We start from the raw sequence: 21,368 nt of genomic DNA on the forward strand, positions 1-21,368 counted from the left end.
ACTCTTCACTGCGCCACCTTGACATTTGCATTCGGCGCTTCGCCAAACATCTCGGGCGAATACATGGCCTCGATGCGCGTGGCCGGCAGGCTGAAATCCCCGGCATTGTTCAGGCGCACCGTGTATTCCACGCTCCAGTTACCTTTCGGCACGAAGGCGTAATACGCTCGGAAAGCGTCAAACGCCCGCTCTTCGAACGTGGGCCAGACCCAGCCCGTGGATTTTTCGCCGGCCGTCAGCAGCTGCGAGTCGCGGCCCAGGCCATTGCCCAGCACGCTGGCGCTGGCCGGGATCGGGTCGTCGACCACCACCCAGCTCATGTCCGCCTGCGCCGACAACTCCAGGCGCACGCGGTAGACGTCGCCGCGCGACCATTGGCCTGTGGTTTTCTGTTCCACCGGCGTTACGGTTTTCTTGATCGTGTAGCCGCTGGAGACGGGCGCCTTGAGCGGCATGGCCGCCAGGCTTTGCACGGTGGCCCACGGCTTGCCCGTGCCGCTGTGTGCCAGGCCCAGAGTATCCGTGCCCTTCGGCCACGCCTGCAGCACGGGGCCGACTTTCGCCGCGCCATTCCACACGAGCGCTTGCGTATCGCCGCCCAGCTTGACGGCACTGGCGCCCGTCACCGGCGTCGACTCGAATTTGGCCGAGAATTTGGCGATGGCCAGGGTGCCCCAGGCGTTGGCCACCGTGGTATCCCAGCGGCCCTTTTTCTGGCGCCCCATGCTGCCGCGCACCAGGCGGCCGATGTCGTCCTTCCACGCCGGGTCGTCCATCACGGCCAGTAATAAACGGTTGGCGTTGACGTCGCCGGACACCATCAGCCACCACCAGTTATCCTTGCGCTCGGTGGAAAAGCCCATGGTCGTGCCCTGGAAATTCAGGCGCGAACGCAAAATCTGCTGCGCCTCGGCCAGCAGCGCATCGCGGCGCGCCAGGCCAGGCGTGCGTTGCAGCAGCAAGCTCCAGTCGATGACGGCGGAGGTCGGCCACAGGTTCGGGCTGATGCTGATGCTCTCCAGCGCATCGGGCGGCACCTTATTCGAACGCGACAGCGCTTCCAGCGCGGCCAGCTTGCGCACGGCCAGGTCGGTCGTGGCCAGCGCGGAGCGGCGCACGATCTTGCCCTGCACGAATGCCGTCAAGGCTGCTTCCATGCGGTTCTTCGTCTGCTCGGGAATCGCATAGCCCGCTTCCCTGGTGGCCGACAGCACGTAGGCCGTCAGGCTGTCGCTGCCCTGCTCCATGATGGGGAAGTATTTCAGCATGCCGTCGCCGTCCAGGTAGGCGGGCAGACTGGCGGCCAGCTTGTTCCACGCGTCCTGGTCTTGCAGGGCGATGGCCTTCGACGTGTTTTGCTCGAAGCAGGTGTACGGGTAGGCGGCCATGTACTCGCGCACGCCGGGCAGCTCGCCGCCCAGCCTGGCGACAAAGCTGGTCTGCAGGCCGCCCCGGCCCGGCAAGGCGCCAGCCGGCATTTGCACGGACATATTGACGGGCTTGTCGATCTGCATCAAGGTGGCCTGGTACGTGCGCACGGGCGTGGCCTGGCCGACTTTTTGCGTGATTTTCAGTTTATCGGTGTGGCTAGCCGCCTTGGCGCTGATCTCCCACACGACAGTTTGCGCGCCAAGCGGCACCTGGTAATCCCAGCCCGTCTCCCGCGCTTCGCCCGCCGCCAACGTCAAACTCTGGCGCGGCAAGGCCTTGCCAGCCGCCGTGGCATTGAGGTCCACGTTCAAGGAGGCGGCCGAGGTGTTGCGCACCGTAAAGCCCGCGCGCAGCTGGTCGCCTTCGCGCACGAGGGACGGCAAGCCCGACATCAAGATCAGGTCTTGCGAGCTGCGGATATCCGTGCTGCCCGTGCCGAACAATTCCTTGCCGGCGCTGGCAATCGCAACGATGCGGAATCCCGTCAAGGAATCGTTGAGCGGCACCTGCACCGTCGCTTCGCCCTTGGCGTCGAGCTTGACGGTGCCTTTCCAGAACAGCAAAGTGTCGAACAGCTCACGGCTGGCGCCCTTGCCGCCGCCCCCGCCGGCCGGAAACGCCTTGCGGCCGAAATGGCGCTTGCCGATCACCTGCATCTGCGCCGTCGCCGTTTCCACCTGCAAGCTGCGCTGCGCCATCATGGTATCGAGCAACTTCCAGCTATCGTTGGGCATCAGCTCCAGCAAGCCCGTGTCGACGGCCGCCAGCGCCACTTCGGCACCGGCCGGCAGCGGTTTTCCGTCAGCGCGGCGCACGCGCACGGACACTTCCGCCTTGTCGCGCGTTTTATATACTTCCTTGTCGGACACGACCATGACGTTCAGTTCATGCGCCTGCCAGCCCACGTTCAGCGGTGCGATGCCCATCTTGTAGGCCGGCTTGCCCAGGTCGACCAGCGCCGTCGGCTGCACGCCATCGACCCGGCCCCGCACGACAAACACGGAGACATACACATTCGGTGCGTAATTCGATTTGACCGGGATGTTCACCACAGGTTCCCGGCCGTTCAACTGGCGCACATAGGTGTCGAGGATGCCTTCGCGCTCGACCGTGATCAGCGCCGTGCCCGAGCGGAATGGCATGCGCACCTGCAAGCTCGCCTCCTGGCCCGGTTCATAGCGTTTCTTTTCAGGCAAGACGTCGATGCGGTCGTTGTCGCTGGCGTTGAACCACCAGTCGCCGCTGCCGGCCACCCACGTTTCGCGGTTGGCCACGGCCGCATTGCCGGCACTGTCCTGCGTGCGGGCGCGCAACACCAGATTGCCGCTGGCGGGCGCCTTCACGTCGCAGACCAGCAAGCCTTTACTATCCGTCTTGCCCGAGCACGCTTGGCCCAGCTTGACGACTTCGCTGCTGTTTTCATACGCATAGAAGCCGCCGATCAGGCGGCGGCGGTGCGAATAGCTGTTGCGCTGGAAGAAGTCGACGGCCACGGGGGCGTTCGGCACGGGCTTGCCATTGGTTCCGAGCACGGCTACCGTGAACTTGAAGGCATCCTTGCTCAAGGCCCAGACATCGGGCTTGATGCCGACCACGTAGTTCGACGGCCACAGCGGCACGCGCGTGGCGACGGATACCGTCTCGCCATTCGCATCCTGGAAAGCCATTTCCGCCACCAGGTCGCGCGGCACGGACAGCTGCGGCAACTGGTCGATGACGATGCGCGCGCCGCCCGCCTTGTCGAGGGTCAAGCTTTGCGTGCGCGCGGCAGCCGCGCCGGCGCCGGAGTGGCCGCCACGGCCCTCGTCCTGCCACTCGCCCTCATCGTCGTCGTAGCCCGCGCCCTGTTTCACCAGGCCTTCCTTCACGTCGCCGTTGCTGAAGCTGAAATCGGGATAGTCGGCAAACGTCACGCTCTTGTCCTGCAGCACCGTGCGCAGCTTGACGGGTGCGTTGGTGGCGGCGCCGCCGGCCAGATACGTGATTTGCGCATCGAGGGCCAGCTGCTTTGCCTGCACGGCGGGCGCCTTCGGTCCCTGCAGCACGGCTTTCATGGTCGGTACGCGAAACGCTTCCACGCGGAAACTGCCGGACGGGCGGCCCGCCATCGTGACGCTGTATTCGCCCTGCTTGGCGTCGGCGGGGATGAGCCAGTCGCTTTCCGCCGTGCCGCCGGCGGACCAGCGCAGCGGTAATTGATAGTTCTGGTCGCTGCCCTGGTGCGTGATGACGACGGAGGTGGCGCTGCCGGGACCGTTGTTCTTGTCGACCAGGCTCATGCCTTCGGCCGTGTGCTTGCGAATAAAGTGCTTCATGTGCACGGTTTCGCCGGCGCGCAGCAAGGTGCGGTCGAATACCGTGGCCAGCAAGGTGTTGTCGGCGCGCGTGTCATCCGTGGGCAAATTGAAACGCCAGGCTTCGATGCCGCCCACCCAGTCCGACAGGGTGAACGTCATGTCGCCGCCGCTGCGCGCACTGATAAAGTAGCGGCCATTGTTCTTGCAGCTGGAATTGGCCAGCTCGCCGGGGATGTGCGCCACGCCGTCCGCGCCCGTGGCGCCTTGCCACAGCAGCTTGCCGGCGCAGTCGCGCACGGCCACTTGCGCTTTCGCAACAGGCACGCCCTTGTCCAGCGACGTCACCCACACCAGCGACGATTGCGCGCCATGCTTGAAGTGGGCCGCCAGGTTCGTCACCAGCGCGGCCGTGCGGATATACGCGGTCGTCGGCTTGCCCAGCAACGCCTTGCCAAGGATGGGGCTGGCCAGCTCGACCACATAAAAGCCCGGCTTCTGCAAAGGGATGCCGATCACTTCAAAGGTTTTCCGGCCATCAGGACGCGGCAGGCTGATGGGGCGCGTGCCGGCAGCGCCCGCCAGCACGGATTTGCTCATGTTGCCCGCATACTGGGCGTAAGGCTGCCAGTATTCGCCCCCGTCGCCATTGCCGGCCAGGCGCTGCATCCACTCGATGATGAACTTGTCGTCATTGTCGGGCACGCGCAAGCTGGCGCCCGTGGCGGCAGCCGAGGCTTGCGCGACTTCCTTGCCCGACAGCACGGGCTCGATATTGCGCACAGTGACGGGCAGCAAGCCGTCGCCCTTGGCTTCGATAATGCCGAACGGGGCCGGGAACTTCAGCAGCGGCGGCTGTTCGCCCGTGCGCACCGTCATGGGGAAGCGCGCGCGATTGAGCAAGGCGCGGCCCGCATCGTCCTTCAAGCCCGGCGGCAAGCTCAGCACAAAACTGGCCTGCACGGGAAATGGACCATTGAAGGTGGCGCCATACAGGAATTCCGCCTTTTCTTCCTCTTTTGAAATCGTCGGCGCATAGGTCTTGCCGCCGCCCTTCAGGGTCATGGCGCGCACCTGCGCCGCGCTCACGGGCGCGGAAAACTGCACGCGCATGGGCAGGAAGGCAATGCACTGCTCCTTCGGATTGCTGCGCTCGCAGCTGAACTTGGCCGTGAAGTCGGGACGCGTCTTGAACTGCAGGGTTTGCGCCTTGTCCGTGGCGATGCCGCCGGCGCTGGCGATGCCCTCGCCCCACACCAGCGACACCTTGGCGTTGGCGGGGAAGCTGCGCTTGCATTGCAGCACGGTGACAGGCAAAGGCGGCGCGCCCTTGCTCGCAACAGGCATGCCCACTTTCCACACGACGCCCCGCTTCTTGAAGTACACGGTCAGGTAGCGGTCGAGAAAGCTCTTGCGCAAAGTCAATACCTGCTCCAGCTCCTTGCCTACAAGCCGCCGCACGGGAATCTTTTCATTGATGCCATCGGCGCGGCAATACGCGTTGGCGGCCACGCTGGCCTCGTTCGGCGCGGCGTCCAGGCCCAGCACGAATATCTGGTTTTCATCGATGTAGGGCTGGCCGTCATACGGTACGGCCTCGACGATGGCCGGGCCGCCAGTGGAAAAGCGGTAGGACGTGCTTCCCTGCAGGGTCTGGCCCGCCAGGTCCTTGAGTCCCGGCTTCAAGGTAAAGCTGCAGGCCACGCCGGCCGGCAAGTCGCGCTCGAAATCGAAGTTCCAGTTGCGCTCGTCGGCCCAGCGACCCGCGCCCGCCACGACGGCCGGCTCGGCCTTGCCGCAATCGATGGCGAACGGCGCGGGCAAGCCCATGTCGCCGAACGGCACCATCGGCGTGGCGAACTGGGCCCGCACCTGGCGCACGGCCTTGACCGTGCCGCTCGGTGAAAACAGGGACACGCCGCTATCGGCCCAGGCTGGCGCCGCCAGGCCCAGCGACAGCAGCAGGCACAGCGGGCCCAGCTTGCCGGACAGCGGGGAAGTAAGAACACGGGACAGGTCAGGCACGGATGACTCCTTGAGGAAAAGTGGCGGAGCTGGCTGCGGCGCGCAAAAGTTGCCTGGCGGAAGCCCAGAAAAACAACAGAACGCGGCAGGAATACAACATCAATGTATTATTAGTTATCAAGCTCATCATTGTTGCTAATATACAGTGGCATGCAGGTGATAAGTCGTACGATTGCCTGTCGCCGCGGTGCCAGGAAATGACCGTGCTTGTAAAAGTTTCACCAATAAAATTAGTTTTTTTCAACACCACAATCTTTGTCGTGAATCTGCAACGCTATTGATATACCGCAATGCTTTGTGCGCCAGCGCACCGACCACCTGAACCTGCAATCGTATTCTCTAGTCCAACAGCAGTGCATTTATCACAAGAATGCGCACCTGGAAGTGTGGTCTATATCTAGCAATAGCACGTGTAGCAAGATGTGTCTTTGATGCCGTAGAGAAAATCTCTTATCAACGTTGGGAGTTACTTGTGAATAATCTAAAAAAAATCGCCGTTGCCGCCGCAGTCCTGTGCTCCGCCCTCGGCGCACAGGCCCAGGAAATCAATCCCTCCTGGTATATTCAACCTAGCATCAACGCACTCAAGCCAGATTCCGATTTCGCCACGGATAAAACCGGTTATGGCGCAGGCTTGCGTTTCGGTAAGCCTGTTTCCCAGGACTGGGATATCCAGCTGGGCACCACGTATGCCCGTTCCAAGGATGGCGGTCAGCGCTACCAGCAAAATACGCTGGGCGTAGACGGCTTGTACATGTTCTCGCGCAAAGCCTTCCGTCCTTTCCTGCTGGTCGGTGCAGGCATGCAGCGCGACAAGGACACCAGCTTCGCCTTCGGTGAACGCACGAAGAGCTCGCCATACGCGAGCGTGGGCCTGGGTTTCCAGTCCAGCATCACGGAGCAGCTGTCCCTGCAGGCTGACGTACGCAATGTGCACGGCTTCCTGCGCGGCAATACGTTCGACCCGAGCAGCAAGTCCAACAACTACTACGTCACCGTGGGCTTGAACTACGCGTTCGACAAACCGCCTGCACCGCCGCCACGCTTTGAAAAAGTGACGATGTCGGCAACGGAACTGTTCGCGTTCGACAGCGCCAAGCTGGGCCCGACACAAACCAAGCTCGACGAAATCGCACGCGTGCTGAACGCATCGCCGGACGTCAACAACGTCGTCATCAGTGGTTATGCCGACCGCATCGGTTCGCCCAAGTACAACCTGAAACTGTCGCAACAGCGCGCTGACGCAGTCAAGGAATACCTGGTCGCCCACGGTGTTGCCGCCAACCGCCTGTCGGCTGAAGGCAAGGGTTCGACCAATCCGGTCGTGGAGTGCAACAACAAGAAACGTGCCGACCTGATCAAGTGCCTGGAACCTAACCGCCGCGTTGAAGTGGAGCAAATCACCATCGAACGCCGCGTGCAGTAAGCTCGACAGTGGTACGCCACTTGTGAATTAAAAAAAAGGGGCTCGCGCCCCTTTTTTGCATTGAAAGCCATCATGAATTTCTCTACCCGCTATCCCAGACTGGCCGGCCTCGCGCCGTTCAGCAAGCAGATGCGCAGCGTCGTCTACTGCTCCGTCACCGAATGGCTGGAACACCGCGCCTCGAGCAAGGGCGCCGCCCTCGCCTACTACACCCTGTTTTCCATCGCCCCCATCCTCGTGCTGGTGATCGCCATCGCCGGCTTTTTCTATGGCCCGGCCGCTGCGCGCGGCGAGCTGATGGGGCAATTGCAGGGCTTGCTGGGCACGCAGGGTGCCGAAGCCATCCAGCTCGTGCTGGCCGGCGCGAAAAACCATGAACAGGGCCGCATCGCCACCCTCATCGCCAGCGCCCTGCTGCTGTTTGGCGCCACCAGCGTATTTGCCGAACTGAAAGCCAGTCTCGATGAAATCTGGCAAGTGCCACCCTTGAAGGAAGCGGGTGCCTGGGACATGGTGCGCACGCGCTTGCTGTCGTTTGGCCTGGTACTGGTGCTGGCCTTCCTGCTGATGGTGTCGCTGGTGGTCAACGCCGCCATGGCCATCCTCGCCAACTTTTGGGAAGGCGTGTGGAAAGACACTGCCGTGCTGTTTACCATCCTGTCGAACCTGATCGGCTTTGCCGTCATCGCCAGCCTGTTTGCCGTCATCTATAAAATGCTGCCGCGCGTGCGCCTGTCCTGGCGCGACGTGCTGATCGGCGCCATCGGCACGGCTTTCATGTTTTCACTGGGGAAATATGCGATTGGCGTGTATATCGGCAATAGCGGCGTGGCCAGCAGCTATGGCGCCGCCGGTTCGCTGGTCGCCCTGCTGCTGTGGGTGTATTACTCGGCGCAAATCTTCTTCCTGGGCGCCGAATTTACACGCCAGTTCGCCTTGCAGCTGGGCAGCATGAAGGATATGCCGAAGACGGAAGACGGCGACGTGCAAGTGAAGATACTGAAACGCCACCAGTCGTAAGGTGTCGTTCCGGATGCAGCAACGGCGCCCGAGGGCGCCGTTTTTCTTGGCGTTGCCGCAAGCTATTCGCCCAGCAGTTCCGCCACCACTTCCATGCCTTGCACGCGCTCGGCGACGACCTTCACCATGACGATGATGGGCACGCCCAGCAGCAATCCCCAGACACCCCACAGCCAGCCCCAGAACAGCAGGCTGACGAACACGGCAGTAGGATTCATGCGCGCGATACGCCCCGTCATCCAGGTGGTGACAAAGGTGCCCACCAGGGTGGCGATGGCCATCGACGTGCCCGTCACCAGCAAGACCATTTCCAGCGATTCGAACTGCAGGAAGGCGACCAGCCCCGTGGCGATGGTGATGAGCAAGGGGCCGAAATACGGCATGATGTGCAGCAAGCCGGCCACGATGGCCCAGGCGCCCGCGTTTTCCAGGCCGATCACGCGCAGGGCGATCCACATCAGGACGGCCAGCAAGACATTCGTGACGAGCAGCATGAACATATAGTTCTGGATTGAAGTGTTGATATCTTCCAGGATGTGCACGGTGACCTTCTTGCGGCTCAGCGACGGTCCCGTCAGCTTGACGAGCTTGCGCTTGAAGGTGTCGCCCGACAGCAGCAGGAAGAATACGAGGAAGATGACCATGGTGGCCTGGCTGAGGAAGCCCACCAGGCCCAGCGAACCGGCCCAGACCCAGTCCATGATCTTGAAGTTGGGCGCCTCGGCCGCGGCGGCGCGGCGGTTGTTGCGGCGCGCTTCGGCGCCGGCGGCCACTTGCTCGATTTCATTGGCCACGGCCTGCATCTTCTGGAAGGTGCTGTTCTTGCCGCCCGTATTGGCGGCGATCAGCCGCGACAGTTTATGCGTGGCGGCCGGCAACTCTTCAACGATGGATTCGAATTCGCCCTGCACGCGCTCGACCACGACGATGGAGCCGAACAGGATCAGGGCCGTGACGGCCGTGGCGCCGATGGCGCGCGGCAGGCGCAGCTTTTCCAGCCAGGCGACGACGGGATTGAGGGTGTAGGCAATGAAAATGCCGAAGATGACAGGAATGAGGAATTTCTGTGCCCACTGCAGCGCATAAATGAAGCTGACGGTGGCGATGATGCCCAAGGCCATGCCACGCGCATTGACATGCAGCGGCAAGCGCAAGGTTGAGTCTGGCTGCTCCACGGGCGCGCCGGGAGGTGGCCCGGCAGGCTCGGTGGAGGCAGCCGCCACCGGCTCGGGCGGGGTATCTGTAGGCTGGATATGCATGCGATTCCCGCGACGGTCGGTGGAGGGCCGCAGTGCCAGCCGTGAGGCTGGCCGCTGCGGCAGGTCAGGCCATTACTTGACGCGGATGTCGTTTTTTACCGACTTCACGCCCTTGACGCCACGGGCAACTTCGCCCGCTTTGGCGGCATCGGCTGGCTGGGCAACGAAGCCGCTCAGCTGAACCACGCCCTTGAAGGTTTCAACGTTGATTTCCGTCGATTTCAGGGTAGGCTCGTTGAAGATGCTGGCTTTCACTTTGGTGGTGATGGCCGCGTCGTCGATGTACTCGCCCGTGCCTTCTTTGGTTGGGGTCGATGCGCAGCCTGCAACGGCGAACAGGGAAGCGACGAAAAGGCCAGTAGCGATAGATTTAGTGAATTTCATGGTTTTTTCCTTAGGAGTGGTCAATCAATGTGCTCACAATGAGCTTCTTATACCAGTGTGGTGACTGCGCGCCGGAGGGAGCTCAGTAGCCAAACTGGGTTTTTGCAGCCTTGATACAGTCATCCTTGGCTGCGCCGGCCAATGCATCGCATTTTTCTGTCGCGACCTTGTACTCGGCTTTTCTTTTTGCTTCACGCGCATCGCTGCGCGCTTCGATGACTTTCTTGTCCGCTTTGGCGTCGGCCAGGGCCGCCACCTTGGTGGACTTGGCCAGCTTGACGCAGACATCCTTGTCGTTGCCCGTCAGCGCATTGCAGCGGGCCAGATCGACATCGTAATTGGCATCGGCAATCTTGATGCGCGCCTTGGTGTAGGCACGCAGCGTATTCGTGTATTGCGCCTGGGCCACGGCTTCATCGTAGGTGCGCACGGCCTTCGCTTCGGCGATGCAGACATCCTTGGGGTTGCCCGTGATTTTTTCGCACTCGGCATGCGCCAGTTTGTAATTCAGGCCAGCCTGTTCATTGGCCGCCTTGTACGCTGCTTTTGCTTCCGGCGTGGCCGCCACTGCCTGGCCGCCCCATGCGGCGCATGCCAGGCTGACGACGATGGCGGTGAAAAGCTTATTCTTGTTCATGTTGTATTTCTCCCTGGTGGTAGCAAGCATGTCTGCTTGGCATGACTACCGTTTTACGTGGATAGTCGCCGCTCTTCTGTACGCTGCCGTACACAAGTAATTTATTTTGAAAGTGGAAGGGCAATATGGAGAAATAACAACGTTTTTGCCGGATCGCTCCTGCCCGCACTCCCCTTTTCGACTGCAAATAAGTACGTGCGGCAGCGTACAGACCGGGGACAGGGGCATGACTAAGATGGCACTACACCCTCACCTCGTCAGGAGAATAAAATGAAAACCAACGCCACCTTGGCTGCACTGATGCTCGCCGCCACCGCCGTACTGAGCGGCTGTGCCACCGGCCCTACCCAGTCGCAACAATATTACCCGGCCAACCAGCCTGAGTCCGCCATGTACGGCACCGTCGACTCCATCCAGATCGTGCAGGGTGGCGGTCAAACCAGCGGCGCGGGCGCCGTGGTCGGCGGCATCGCCGGCGCCCTGCTGGGCAATACCATCGGTTCGGGCAGCGGACGCACGGCCGCCACCGTGGCGGGCGCCGTCGCCGGCGGCGTCGTGGGCAACCAGGTCGAAGGCCGCAGGCAGCAGGCGCAGGCCTACCAGATCAGCGTGCGTCTCGACAACGGCGAATACCGTACTGTAGTGCAGGACAACGCGAATGATTTGCGCCCGGGCAACCGCGTGCGCGTCGTGGACGGCCGCGTCTACCGCTATTAATTCTCGGCGGAGCTTGTCAGCAGGCATCCGCCATACCGCATGAGTCGTACCATAACAAGGAGTTGCCATGGGCACCATCATTCTGATCATCTTGATCCTGGCCCTGGTCGGCGTCCTGCCTACCTGGCCGCATAGCCGCAACTGGGGTTACGGCCCCAGCGGCATCGCCGGCCTGGTCGTAGTGATACTGATCCTGCTATTACTGACGGGCAGGTTGTAAAAAAAGGCGCTACGGCGCCTTTTTTATTTCAAGGAGGAAATATCATGACTATCCACAATACACTCTTGGCCACCCTGCTCGCCTGCAGCCTGGCGCCGATGGCACTGGCGCAGACGGCCACGCCGCAGCCGGGCGACCCGCAACGCTGGTACCAGGAAGACAGCACGGCGCAAGCCCAGCTGCGCACTTTGCGCAAGGAAATCGCCGCCGCCCTGGCCGAGGCCAAAAAAGCGTGCCGCTTGGAACCGTCCGCCACGCGGGCCACCTGCCTGAAGGACGCGCAGGATACTTACCGGCAAGACATGGCAAATGCGGAAAAACTGCGTGCAGCGGCGCATCCGCAGTGACGCGCATGCGATTTCGACGCGGCCTGATCAGGCCGCGTCGCGCTCGTAGGGCGGCAACTCGTGCACCACGAGCGGCGTGTCTTCCGTGACGAAGGCCAGCCAGCCGGCCGCCTTGATCGCGCGCAAGCCATCCTGGTAGCCCTGCTCCCAGCGCCACTCGATGGAGCCCTTGGAGAAATTGATATCCTTGGCCGCCATGTGCCAGTCGCGCCCCGCATACGGCAGGCGCACGATGTGCATGGTGCTGTCGCAGCCCAGCGCTACGAGCTCTTCCGTCTGCTGGCGGTTGTGCTTTGTGCCAGGCAGGCCGGCGTACAGCTCGCGCAATTTGCGCTGCAAGGTGTGCGTATTGACATAATCAGCGATATGCCGCTTCGAGCGCGAGGCGAAGGTGACGTCCTTTTGCCGCGTCTGCACCTCATCGAGGGTGGTCGGTTCCGGCCCTTCCGAGCTCCACAGGTCGACCATGAAGACCAGGGTATCGACGTGGGGCGTGTCGTCGAGCACGGTTTCCAGCGGCGTATTCGAGTACAGGCCGCCATCCCAATATAAATCGCCATCGACGCGCACGCCGGCAAAGCCGGGCGGCAAGGCGCCGCTGGCGCGGATATGGTCCGCCGTCAGGGCTTGCTGCTGGCTGTCGAAACTGGTGAGGCTGCCGCATTTGACGCGCAGGGCGTTGACCGTCAGGCGCATGCCGCCGGGCTGGTTCAGGTAATCGAAATCGACCAGTTCCTCGAGGGTGCTGGCCAGCTCACTGGTGTCATAAAAGCTGGCCTCTTCCGGCTTGACGGCGATTCCCGCGGAGAACAGGCTGAAAATGCGCGGCTTGAAGAAGCCGGGCACGCCGCGCAGCACCGTATCGAGCGTGGCCAGCCAGATGTTCGAGCGGCGCTGCTGGTCCGAAACGAGATTCATGTCGACGCTGTCGCGGTGCGCCACGCGCTGCCAGAACTGTTTTAAACGCACGAGCCTGTCCTCGTGTTTGTTGCCGGCCAAAATGGCCGCATTGATGGCGCCGATCGAGGTGCCCACCACCCAGTCGGGCGCCAGGCCATGTTCGTGCAGCGCATGGTAGACGCCGGCCTGGTAGGCGCCCAGTGCGCCGCCGCCCTGCAGCACCAGCACGATGCGCAGGCGCGAGGGATTTAACTGATTGATCGGTGTCTTTGAATTCGTCATCAAGATGGCCCCTCTGTGCGCCGCGCGAAATACGGCGTGAATCATTGTAAGGGATTGCGTCTGCCCGTGCCGGACGTTGGGTACGGGCAAAAAAAACGCCGTCAATGACGGCGCTCCTGTGCAACACGGCTGGCGTTCAACGCTTGCGGCGCAGCCAGCTGGCGGCCACGGCGGCCACGGCCACGAGGACCAGGGCCGGCTTGACCAGCTTCTTGCGCCCGATAAACGATAACGCCGTCAGCACGTAGGGCATGGCGCCCTGCAAACGCATGCCGCCCGGCGCCAGCAAGGACTCGACGCGGTGGCCGGCAAAGCCGACCGCCGTTTCGACCACGCCCTGCAGCAGCGATTCGGGACGCAGGGCATAGCCCACGTTGGCGCGCGCATGCACGATGCCCACGCGATACATTTCGCCCTGGGCGATCAGCAGGCGCTTGCGGGCGGCTTGCGCCGCCAGTTTGTCGGTTTCCGACATGAATTCTCCTCGTGAGCCCGCTTACATCAGCATGTCGCGGTCGGCCTTCAATTCCGCCATGGTGGCAGGCATGGACAGCTTTCCTTGACGCAGCATGGCGCGCGCATACATGACCAGCGCGATGGCCAGCAGTACGAACACGACCGTCATGATCGCCAGGATCTTCCAGCCCAGGCTATCCCAGGCCAGGAAAACGATCAGTACGCTGCCGTAAGCGATGGCAAACAAGCCCGCCACTGTCGCCAGGGCGAAAATGACCACGAGCTGCAGCATGTGATTGCGCACTTCCGACAGTTCAATGGTGGCCAGTTCCAGCCGCGACAACATCAGTCCGACGGCGTTTTTGGCCAGGCCGGCGACCGAGCCGATCAATCCCGGCCCCTGGTGAGACGAAGCAGACTTGTCCATATCGCTCCTGACAATGGATTACTTGCGGCCCAGGATGAAGCCGACCAGTACGCCGACGCCAGCGGCGACGGCTACCGTGCGCCATGGGTTTTCCTTGACATAACCGTCCGCCTGGGAGGCGAGCTGTTTGGTAGCAACGATGGCCGACGCTTGCGCTTCGTGCGCCTTGGCCAGGGCAGCGTCCAGGGTTTTCATGCCCTTGATGCGCACTTCATCGGCTTTTTCACCGGTCAGGGCGGCAGCGGCGCTGAACAGGGCTTGCGCATCCTTGACCAGGGTTTTGACATCGTTATTGACGGTGGTGATATTATTTTCCAACATGGTTTAGCTCCTTAGCTGTGGATGAATGTAGTTACTATACCTACTTTACTCAAAAACACTATTCCATTAGATCGCGCATATCATCGGCGTGCTCTTCTTCGACAGCCATGATTTTGATCAACAAATGGCGTGTGGTCGGGTCTTTATCGCCAATTTTCACGATCATCTGGCGATACGACTCGATCGCCACCCGTTCCGCGATCAGATTGGCACGCACCATGCTTTGCACGTCTTCGGAGTCATCATACTCGGCATGGCTGCGCGCAAGCAATGTTGCAGGATTAAAATCTGGCTTGCCATTGAGTTGCACGATGCGTTCGGCCAGCCAGTCGGCGTGTTCCTGCTCCTGCTGCGCATGCTCAAGGAACTCGGCCTTGATGGTGCCGTTGTCGCGTCCGCTCACCGTGTAGTAATGGCGTTTATAGCGCGCAATACACACCAGTTCGGTGGCCAGCGCCCCATTCAACAGGGTGATCAACTCCTGGCGGTCGCCCTGGTAGCCGGCCGTCACGGCGCCGTCATCGAGGTTTTTGGCGGCGGCGCGGATGGCGGCCGTATCGATGCCAGCTGGAATCTCAACAGATGTTTGGGTCATGATGCTTCCTTTCAAGTATTACATGGGTATCCACCGGCCAAACTTCGGCCGGTGCTGCCTTTCTACTGCCGCACCAGGCGGCGCGGCTTAACGGCGGGCTGGAATGGCCGTGTTATCTTCCGACAAGACGATTTCCACACGGCGATTCAGCTGGCGGTTTGCCGCCGTATCGTTGCCGGCGGCCGGATAGGCGGCGCCATAGCCTTTCGTGGCGATGCGGTCGCGGCTGATGCCTTGCTCCAGCAGCGCATTGCGCACGGATTCGGCGCGGCGTTGCGACAATTCCAGGTTGTGCGCGGAGCCGCCCGTGCTATCGGTAAAGCCTTCTATCAGCACGGTGCGCTGCGGGTTGTTTTTCAGCACCTCGGCCAGCTTGCGCGCCGTATTCACGCCATCGGCCGTCAGGTTCGCCTTGTCCGTGCCAAACAGCACGTCGCCCAGGGTAATGACCATGCCGCGTTCGGTTTTCTTGGCGGCCAGGTCGGCCAGCTGTGCTTCGAGTCCGGCGGCGCGCGCTTGCGCATCGCGGGCCGATGCTTCTGCAGCCTGAGCCTGGGCCTTGGCCGCTTCCGCATCCGCTTGCGCCGTCTGGGCGCGGGCCGTGGCCTGGTCAGCCTGCTGCGTGCGCGCATCGAGGCGCAACTGGTCGCGCTGCTTGCCCGCGTTGGCGATATCGGCTTCGGCCGCTTTCTGCTTGGCTACTTCTTGCGCCGTGGCTATCTTTTGCTTGGCCAGGTAGGCCAGCTTGTCGACTTTTTCGCTATCTTCCTGGCGCGTGGCGGCGGCGTTTGCCGCTTCCAGCGCAGCGCTCGCTTCGCGGAATTCGCGTGGCGCATAGGTCGATACCATCGGGTTCGATTGCGCCGCCATGTAGTCGCCGCGGGTCTGGTCGAGCAGGCTGGTGGTGGTCGGTGCGGAACTGCAGGCGGCAACGAGGGCGGCCATGGCCAGCAGGCCGGGAATGGTGGTGTAAGTAGCTTTTTTCATGATGGAATCCTGTTCTTATTCTTGGTTATTGTTTCGGGGCTTGCTGATTGGCACGGTCGAGTTCTTCGCGCATGACGCGGATGTTCTCGTTGATTTCGTCGGCGGCGCTGGTGGCCTTGGCCGAGTTGGCCTTGCTTTGCGCCAGCTTGGCATCGGCTTGCGCCTGGTCGGCCAGGTCGCGCGCCGTTTTGTAGTCACGGTCTTTCAGGGCCTGGTTAGCCATGCGCATTTTTTCGCGGGCCGAACGCATTTCATCGGGTGCCAGGTCGGCGGCGCCGGCGCTGGCGGCGTTATCGACGGCGGCGCGCGACACGGCGACATCGGCCGTGGCTGGCGTTTTCAGGCTCGAGCAGCCCGTCATCAGGACAACGGCCGTGGCGCAGGCGGCCAGGGCGGCCAGTGGGGAAATCTTGAAATCTCGGTTTGTCATTTTTTTTCTCCTGGAGAATGTGTAAGCGTTAGGGTTCATACGTCGGTACATCTGGAATCAGGAACGGCGTTTGATGTAGACGTTATAGGCTCCAGCTCCCCGCATATCCGTTCGGTGCCGCACATAGAGTAAGAAATCGACAATACTTGCATCGGCAACGTGCGCCAGCGCACGTGCCGGACCGCAAAAGCGAGAAACGGGCCCGGCTGAGGAGCGATTCCTGTAGCATCGTGAATACTTGTCCAGAAAGAATCGTCTACCATGCAACTGTCCCGCCGTCAGAAAATCTCCCTCGTCAGCGCCGCCGTACTCATCGCCCTGCCCGTCACCGCCTCCATCGTCCTGATGAATATGGACTGGAACCGCGCCAGGCCCTGGCTCAATGCGCGCGCCAGCGAAGCGCTGGGGAGACCGTTCGCCATCGAAGGCGACCTGACGCTGACGTGGCAGCAGCCCACGACGGGAGGCAAACAAGGCTGGCGCGACTATTTGCCATGGCCGCACCTGCAGGCAAAGGATGTGCGCCTGGGCAACCCAAGCACCATGTCCGGGACGGACGACGGGGCGCAGCTGGCCACCGTCAGCCAGCTGGCGTTCTCGCTCAATCCCCTGGCCCTGCTGGACAAGAAAATCATCATTCCGCAATTGCGCTTCGACACGCCGCAGGTGCGCTTGCTGCGCAACAAGGACGGCAAGAACAACTGGACCTTCGACAAACAGGAGCAGCCATCGCCGTGGCAGCTGGAATTGCAAGGCGTGGTCTTCAGCAAGGGCACCGTGTATCTGGACGATGCTGTCACGAAAACGGCGATGCGCGCCGATGTCGACACCATCGCGGACGATGCGCGCTACGGCATCGCCTGGACGCTGTCGGGCAAATACCATGGCGAAAGAGTCAAGGGCGGCGGCAAGGCCGGCGGCGTGCTGTCGCTGCAGCAGCAAGGCACGCCCTTCCCCATCCAGGCCGACATGCGCGCGGGCGGCAGCAGCATGGCCATCGAAGGCACCCTGACGCGTCCGGCCAAGCTGGCAGCGCTCGACGTGCGCCTGAAACTATCGGGGCCCAGCATGGCGAGCCTGTATCCATTGACGGGCGTGCTGCTGCCGGAAACGCCGCACTTCAGCACGGAAGGCCATTTGACGGGCACCCTGGCGCCGCGCGGCGGTGAATGGGTGTACGACAAGTTCACCGGCAAGGTGGGTTCCAGCGACATCAGTGGCAAGCTGGCCTTTTCCGCCAGCACGCCGCGCAAGCGCCTGACGGGAGAAGTCCACTCGCGCCTGCTGCAATTTTCCGACCTGGGTCCGCTGGTGGGCGCCGATTCCAGCGCCAGCAAGAAGGAACGGGGCGTGGCATCGACGCAGCCAGCCGGCCGCGTGCTACCGGTGGAAACGTTCAAGACGGAGCGCTGGACCAGCCTGGACGCCGACGTGCGCTACACGGCCGACAAGATCACGCGCGATGCCGAGCTGCCAATCAGCAAGCTCGATACGCATGTGGTGCTGACGGATGGCGTGCTGTCATTGACGCCGCTCAACTTCAACGTGGCGGGCGGCACCCTGACGTCGCAAATCAAGCTCGACGGCAGCGGCAAGGTCATCGCCAACGGTATCGCGGCCGAACTCAAGGCCAGCGCCCGCCATCTGCACATCCAGCAACTGTTTCCCCGCCTGCCCGCCCTGCAGGCGAGCGTGGGCGAAATCAATGGCGACGCTTCGCTGTCGGCCACGGGCAATTCCGTCGCCACCCTGCTGGGCAGCTCGAACGGCGAAGTGCGCGCGCTGATCAACCGGGGCAGCATCAGCAAGCTGCTGCTGGAAGAAATGGGCTTGAATATCGGCAGTGTCGTGCTGGCCAAACTGTCTGGCGACAAGCAGGTCAAGCTGAACTGCATGGCCGCCGATTTCGCCGTCACCAAAGGATTGATGCAGACGCGCCAGTTTATCGTCGACACGGATGATGCCGTCCTGCATATCGATGGCACGGTGAACCTGGCCGATGAACGGCTGGACCTGACCCTGCGGCCGGACAGCAAGGGCTTGCGCGTCTTTTCGCTGCGCTCGCCCCTGTACGTGCATGGCACTTTCAGCAAGCCCGACGTGAGCGTCGACAAGGGCGTGCTGGCCTTGCGCGCCGGCGGCGCACTGGCGCTGGCCGTGGTGGCGCCCGTGGCGGCACTGCTGCCGCTGGTCAATACCGGCCCCGTCGAGGATAGCGAGTGCGCGGCCCTGCTGGCCCAGGCGCGCGTGAAACCGGTGGCGCCCAAGCCGGGGAAAGCCGTACGCAAGGTGCGCTGAACGCGGCGTGGGCGCCTTTACAATTGTTACACCCCTATGTGCGTTGCCGAACAGACCCTGCCTTGCCGCAATCCTATGCTGTGATCGTGCCTGAAACACACGGCGTCACGAAGTCATCCGGCCCATACCATGCCGGCGCCACGAGGTCTGAATTCATAGGAGAACTATCATGCAAATCATTAAAAAAATCGCCGCTACCACTTCCGTTGCCGCCCTGCTGCTGAGCCTGACGGCTTGCGCCAACATGTCCGGCCAGGATAAAAACACCGCCATCGGCGCTGGCGTCGGCGCCGTTGCCGGTTCCGTGCTGACCGGCGGCAGCGCTGTCGGCGCAGTCGGCGGCGCCGCTGTCGGCGGCGTGATCGGTAACCAGGTCAAGCCGAAGTAATTATTGCTCAAGAAAGCGGGGTGGGTGCGCAGGCGCCCGCCCCGCTTTTTTGCGTCTGCGGCACAAGGATAAAAGCAAGCGGGATGAAGGCAAGCCTGCTGCAAGGCAAGCGAGGAAAGTCAGACGAAGACGTTGGCCATGCCGATGGTGCCGCTGTCCTTGACCAGCTCGTAGCAGCGGCAGGAGACAGCTTCCAGGCCGGCCGAATCAAGAATTTCGATATTGCCGCGGCTGTAAGTGATGAGTTTTTGCTGTTGCAGCGCGCTCGCTGCCTTGGTCACGCCGACCCGCCGCACACCCAGGGTATGGGCGAGGAATTCATGCGTGAGGTGAAATTTTTCGGATTGCAGGCGGTCGCGCGTGATCAGCAGCGAACGGGCCAGGCGCGCCTCGAGCACGTGGAAGCGGCTGCACACGGCAATCTGGATGGCTTGCGCCAGCAGGGTGTCCGTGTAGCGGTACAGCAAGCGCTGCAGGGACTCGAGCTGGGCGAACTCGGCGCAGAAATCGGCCCGCGCGATGCGGCTGGCCATGCCGGAACGTTGCACCACGGCACGCACTTGCGCCAGCTCATGACCGAGCGCGACGGACGCGCCCAGCACGCCTTCGCGGCCGACCGAGCCCACTTCCAGGGTCATGCGGCCTTCCGCCACGGCCAGCAGCGAGATCAGGCAGTCGCGGGGGAAATAAATGTGGCCGATAGGCTGGCCCGGTTCGTACAGCACCTCGCCTACCTCGACCGTGACCGTATCGAACAGCGCCGTCAGATGCCGCAAGTCGTGCTCGGGCAGGCTGGCCAGCAGGCGGTTGCCGGCGTCAAGCGTACCCGCAGGCGTGCCCAGGCCGGATCGGCCTGCATCGCGGGACAGGGTCATGCTGGCGTTCGTTAGTGGCATTGCTTTTCCTTGGTGCCGTTACAACTCGACATAATTTTTACTTAGCCTACGGTGCCATACCGTCCCTGTATGTACGGTGACGCACGGAAGCGAAGCAAGCGGCACAGCACACTGGCAATACACGCGAATCGCACGGATAACACGCACTACCCATTTATTATTTATAAAAACCAAGGAGCTTTCCATGACCACCACCACCAAATCCCTCCATCCGCTGGTGCTTGCCGCCGCTGTCGCCGTCCTGCTGTTTTGCGGCGTGGGCACGGCGGCCCTGATGGGCTGGCTGCCTTCGTCCCAGAGCGACAGCCGGCCACTGGCAGCCGGCACTTCGGCCGAACAGATGGCCAACCTGCAGGCGAACCAGCCGCCAGCGAACCTGCAGCCTGCCGGCGCGCAGCCGCTGGCCGCCCTGCCGCCTCAGCAGCAACAGCAGCAACAGCAGCAGCCAGTGCGCCAGCCGCAGCCCCAGCAGCAACCACAACAGCAATACGCGGCTGCCCCGGCACCGCAAGTGTGCAGCAACTGCGGCGTGATCGAAGCCATCCATGAAGTCAATACGCGCGCCGAAGGCAGCGGCGTGGGCGCGGCCGGCGGCGCCGTCGTCGGCGGCTTGCTGGGCAACCAGGTAGGCGGCGGCCACGGCAAGCAGCTGGCCACCGTGCTGGGCGCCGTAGGCGGTGCCGTGGCCGGCAATCAGATCGAAGGCAGCGTGCGCGCCACGCGCAGCTACAACATCGTCGTGCGCCTCGATAACGGCAAGACGCGCACCGTGCACCAGAGCGCCGCGCCGAACTGGCGCCAGGGCGACCGCGTTCGCGTCGTCAACGGCGGCTTGCGCGCCATGGGCTAAGCGGAGCGCGGCGGCGCCGCTGCCGCGATGAGTTGCAAATTCAACACACGCCCGGCCTGTCCGGGCGTTTTCTTTTTGACAATGTTCGTTGGCGTACAGATGAGTTTGCCGTCCCGCGAGATGATGCATTCAAGAAAGTTCAACGAATATCTTCAAGGAGGTGCGATGGAAAACGACAAGACAAACAGTCACCGGATCTGGCTCGGCTTTATCGGTGGCGGCATATTGGCCACGGCGCTGGGCTTTTGCGCGCTGGACCTGGCGCCCGTGCAAACAAGCGCGCCCGTGTTTGGCGTCATGCTGCTGTTGACCGGCGGCATGGTCAGCTGCCTGGCCGGCGCCGTCGGCATGGCCGGCATGCTGGCCTGGATACCGGGCATGGCCGATGAACACGCCGACCGCTCCCGCTAGTTGAGCCTTGTGTACGACAGCGTACAGAACACAATGAAAACAAAGTAGACACTTAGTCATGGCATAAGCGTTCAGCGACCCGGTCGCCGCGCAATGACAAAAACTGATGACAGCGCAAGGCCAAGGCAGCCGCCGTCATCCACACATTACTCTCGGAGGACACATCATGCTGTATACAATCGCCGTCGTACTCATTATTCTTTGGCTGCTGGGCCTGGTAACTTCCTATACCATTGGCGGCTTCATTCACATCCTCCTGGTGGTGGCAGTCATCATGATCCTGTTGCGTTTGATCAGCGGGCGCGGTTTATAGAGGCCACTCCATTGGCCAGACAGGGGCGGCGCGCGTGCAAACGGGCGCCGCCCT

At 62.4% G+C, this 21,368-nt stretch carries 23 protein-coding genes; 11 read left to right on the plus strand and 12 right to left on the minus strand.

Annotated features, from left to right (window positions below; all coding sequences use genetic code 11):
* Positions 1 to 5: 5 nt before the first annotated feature.
* Entirely contained in the window at positions 6 to 5,750 is a 5,745-nt protein-coding gene (locus CSQ95_RS13640; protein WP_257218046.1) for an alpha-2-macroglobulin, read from the minus strand.
* Positions 5,751 to 5,770: 20 nt separating this feature from the next.
* On the opposite strand from CSQ95_RS13640, the gene CSQ95_RS29125 reads away from it, so the two are divergent.
* From CSQ95_RS29125 to CSQ95_RS13650, 3 genes are all read left to right on the plus strand, one after another.
* Positions 5,771 to 6,031: a hypothetical protein gene (locus tag CSQ95_RS29125; RefSeq protein WP_143449969.1), complete on the plus strand. Its 261-nt coding sequence runs from the start codon at positions 5,771 to 5,773 to the stop codon at positions 6,029 to 6,031.
* 191 nt (positions 6,032 to 6,222) lie between these two features.
* The gene (locus CSQ95_RS13645; RefSeq protein ID WP_099409902.1) at positions 6,223 to 7,176 is read left to right on the plus strand and encodes an OmpA family protein; all 954 of its coding nucleotides are present in this window, start codon (positions 6,223 to 6,225) and stop codon (positions 7,174 to 7,176) included.
* A gap of 72 nt (positions 7,177 to 7,248) precedes the next feature.
* Entirely contained in the window at positions 7,249 to 8,196 is a 948-nt protein-coding gene (locus CSQ95_RS13650) for a YihY/virulence factor BrkB family protein (RefSeq protein ID WP_099409903.1), read from the plus strand.
* Between the two features lie 62 nt (positions 8,197 to 8,258).
* Here the strand turns inward: CSQ95_RS13650 and CSQ95_RS13655 are convergent, their stop codons facing one another.
* The 3 genes from CSQ95_RS13655 to CSQ95_RS13665 all read right to left on the minus strand — a co-directional run bounded on the left by CSQ95_RS13655 (position 8,259) and on the right by CSQ95_RS13665 (position 10,476).
* Positions 8,259 to 9,455, minus strand: a complete 1,197-nt coding sequence (locus CSQ95_RS13655) for an AI-2E family transporter (RefSeq protein ID WP_373631957.1) — start codon at positions 9,453 to 9,455, stop codon at positions 8,259 to 8,261.
* Positions 9,456 to 9,527: 72 nt separating this feature from the next.
* Positions 9,528 to 9,839: a BON domain-containing protein gene (locus CSQ95_RS13660; RefSeq protein WP_034758914.1), complete on the minus strand. Its 312-nt coding sequence runs from the start codon at positions 9,837 to 9,839 to the stop codon at positions 9,528 to 9,530.
* 82 nt (positions 9,840 to 9,921) lie between these two features.
* The gene (locus CSQ95_RS13665; RefSeq protein ID WP_046682431.1) at positions 9,922 to 10,476 is read right to left on the minus strand and encodes a hypothetical protein; all 555 of its coding nucleotides are present in this window, start codon (positions 10,474 to 10,476) and stop codon (positions 9,922 to 9,924) included.
* Between the two features lie 270 nt (positions 10,477 to 10,746).
* On the opposite strand from CSQ95_RS13665, the gene CSQ95_RS13670 reads away from it, so the two are divergent.
* From CSQ95_RS13670 to CSQ95_RS13680, 3 genes are all read left to right on the plus strand, one after another.
* Positions 10,747 to 11,193 carry a glycine zipper 2TM domain-containing protein gene (locus CSQ95_RS13670; RefSeq protein WP_070224919.1) on the plus strand — a complete coding sequence of 149 codons (447 nt, stop codon included), beginning with the start codon at positions 10,747 to 10,749 and terminating at the stop codon, positions 11,191 to 11,193.
* Between the two features lie 67 nt (positions 11,194 to 11,260).
* On the plus strand, positions 11,261 to 11,413 hold the full coding sequence (locus tag CSQ95_RS13675; protein ID WP_010396415.1) for a DUF3309 family protein: 153 nt from the start codon (positions 11,261 to 11,263) through the stop codon (positions 11,411 to 11,413).
* Positions 11,414 to 11,457: 44 nt separating this feature from the next.
* Complete coding sequence (locus tag CSQ95_RS13680; protein ID WP_099409904.1) at positions 11,458 to 11,760, plus strand: hypothetical protein; 303 nt, start codon at positions 11,458 to 11,460, stop codon at positions 11,758 to 11,760.
* A gap of 27 nt (positions 11,761 to 11,787) precedes the next feature.
* Here CSQ95_RS13680 and CSQ95_RS13685 read toward each other — a convergent pair whose 3' ends face one another.
* The 7 genes from CSQ95_RS13685 to CSQ95_RS13715 form a co-directional block, all read right to left on the minus strand.
* Entirely contained in the window at positions 11,788 to 12,942 is a 1,155-nt protein-coding gene (locus CSQ95_RS13685) for a patatin-like phospholipase family protein (protein WP_099409905.1), read from the minus strand.
* A 136-nt stretch (positions 12,943 to 13,078) separates the two neighbouring features.
* Positions 13,079 to 13,417 (minus strand): hypothetical protein, encoded by a 339-nt coding sequence (locus CSQ95_RS13690; protein WP_070224916.1) that lies wholly within the window; start codon positions 13,415 to 13,417, stop codon positions 13,079 to 13,081.
* 21 nt (positions 13,418 to 13,438) lie between these two features.
* Positions 13,439 to 13,825, minus strand: coding sequence for a phage holin family protein (locus tag CSQ95_RS13695; protein WP_070224915.1), 387 nt, complete (start codon positions 13,823 to 13,825; stop codon positions 13,439 to 13,441).
* A gap of 18 nt (positions 13,826 to 13,843) precedes the next feature.
* A complete protein-coding gene (locus CSQ95_RS13700) occupies positions 13,844 to 14,146 on the minus strand; it encodes a YqjD family protein (RefSeq protein WP_070224914.1) in 303 nt (100 codons plus the stop codon).
* 58 nt (positions 14,147 to 14,204) lie between these two features.
* Positions 14,205 to 14,741: a ferritin-like domain-containing protein gene (locus tag CSQ95_RS13705; protein WP_070224913.1), complete on the minus strand. Its 537-nt coding sequence runs from the start codon at positions 14,739 to 14,741 to the stop codon at positions 14,205 to 14,207.
* 87 nt (positions 14,742 to 14,828) lie between these two features.
* Positions 14,829 to 15,728: an OmpA family protein gene (locus CSQ95_RS13710; RefSeq protein ID WP_070224912.1), complete on the minus strand. Its 900-nt coding sequence runs from the start codon at positions 15,726 to 15,728 to the stop codon at positions 14,829 to 14,831.
* A gap of 25 nt (positions 15,729 to 15,753) precedes the next feature.
* Positions 15,754 to 16,158, minus strand: a complete 405-nt coding sequence (locus CSQ95_RS13715) for a DUF4398 domain-containing protein (protein ID WP_070224911.1) — start codon at positions 16,156 to 16,158, stop codon at positions 15,754 to 15,756.
* Between the two features lie 261 nt (positions 16,159 to 16,419).
* Between CSQ95_RS13715 and CSQ95_RS13720 the strand changes: the two genes are divergently transcribed.
* Both CSQ95_RS13720 and CSQ95_RS13725 read left to right on the plus strand, forming a co-directional pair.
* A complete protein-coding gene (locus CSQ95_RS13720) occupies positions 16,420 to 18,456 on the plus strand; it encodes an AsmA family protein (protein ID WP_099409906.1) in 2,037 nt (678 codons plus the stop codon).
* A gap of 169 nt (positions 18,457 to 18,625) precedes the next feature.
* The gene (locus tag CSQ95_RS13725; protein ID WP_034758955.1) at positions 18,626 to 18,844 is read left to right on the plus strand and encodes a glycine zipper 2TM domain-containing protein; all 219 of its coding nucleotides are present in this window, start codon (positions 18,626 to 18,628) and stop codon (positions 18,842 to 18,844) included.
* Between the two features lie 119 nt (positions 18,845 to 18,963).
* Here CSQ95_RS13725 and CSQ95_RS13730 read toward each other — a convergent pair whose 3' ends face one another.
* On the minus strand, positions 18,964 to 19,740 hold the full coding sequence (locus CSQ95_RS13730; protein ID WP_257218047.1) for a Crp/Fnr family transcriptional regulator: 777 nt from the start codon (positions 19,738 to 19,740) through the stop codon (positions 18,964 to 18,966).
* A gap of 184 nt (positions 19,741 to 19,924) precedes the next feature.
* Between CSQ95_RS13730 and CSQ95_RS13735 the strand changes: the two genes are divergently transcribed.
* The 3 genes from CSQ95_RS13735 to CSQ95_RS29130 all read left to right on the plus strand — a co-directional run bounded on the left by CSQ95_RS13735 (position 19,925) and on the right by CSQ95_RS29130 (position 21,314).
* Entirely contained in the window at positions 19,925 to 20,590 is a 666-nt protein-coding gene (locus CSQ95_RS13735) for a glycine zipper 2TM domain-containing protein (RefSeq protein ID WP_099409907.1), read from the plus strand.
* A gap of 165 nt (positions 20,591 to 20,755) precedes the next feature.
* Entirely contained in the window at positions 20,756 to 21,001 is a 246-nt protein-coding gene (locus CSQ95_RS13740) for a hypothetical protein (RefSeq protein WP_070224908.1), read from the plus strand.
* Between the two features lie 166 nt (positions 21,002 to 21,167).
* Positions 21,168 to 21,314, plus strand: coding sequence for a lmo0937 family membrane protein (locus CSQ95_RS29130; RefSeq protein ID WP_121670992.1), 147 nt, complete (start codon positions 21,168 to 21,170; stop codon positions 21,312 to 21,314).
* Positions 21,315 to 21,368 lie beyond the last annotated feature (54 nt).

The organism is Janthinobacterium sp. BJB304, from assembly GCF_002735765.1.
Lineage (GTDB): Bacteria > Pseudomonadota > Gammaproteobacteria > Burkholderiales > Burkholderiaceae_D > Janthinobacterium.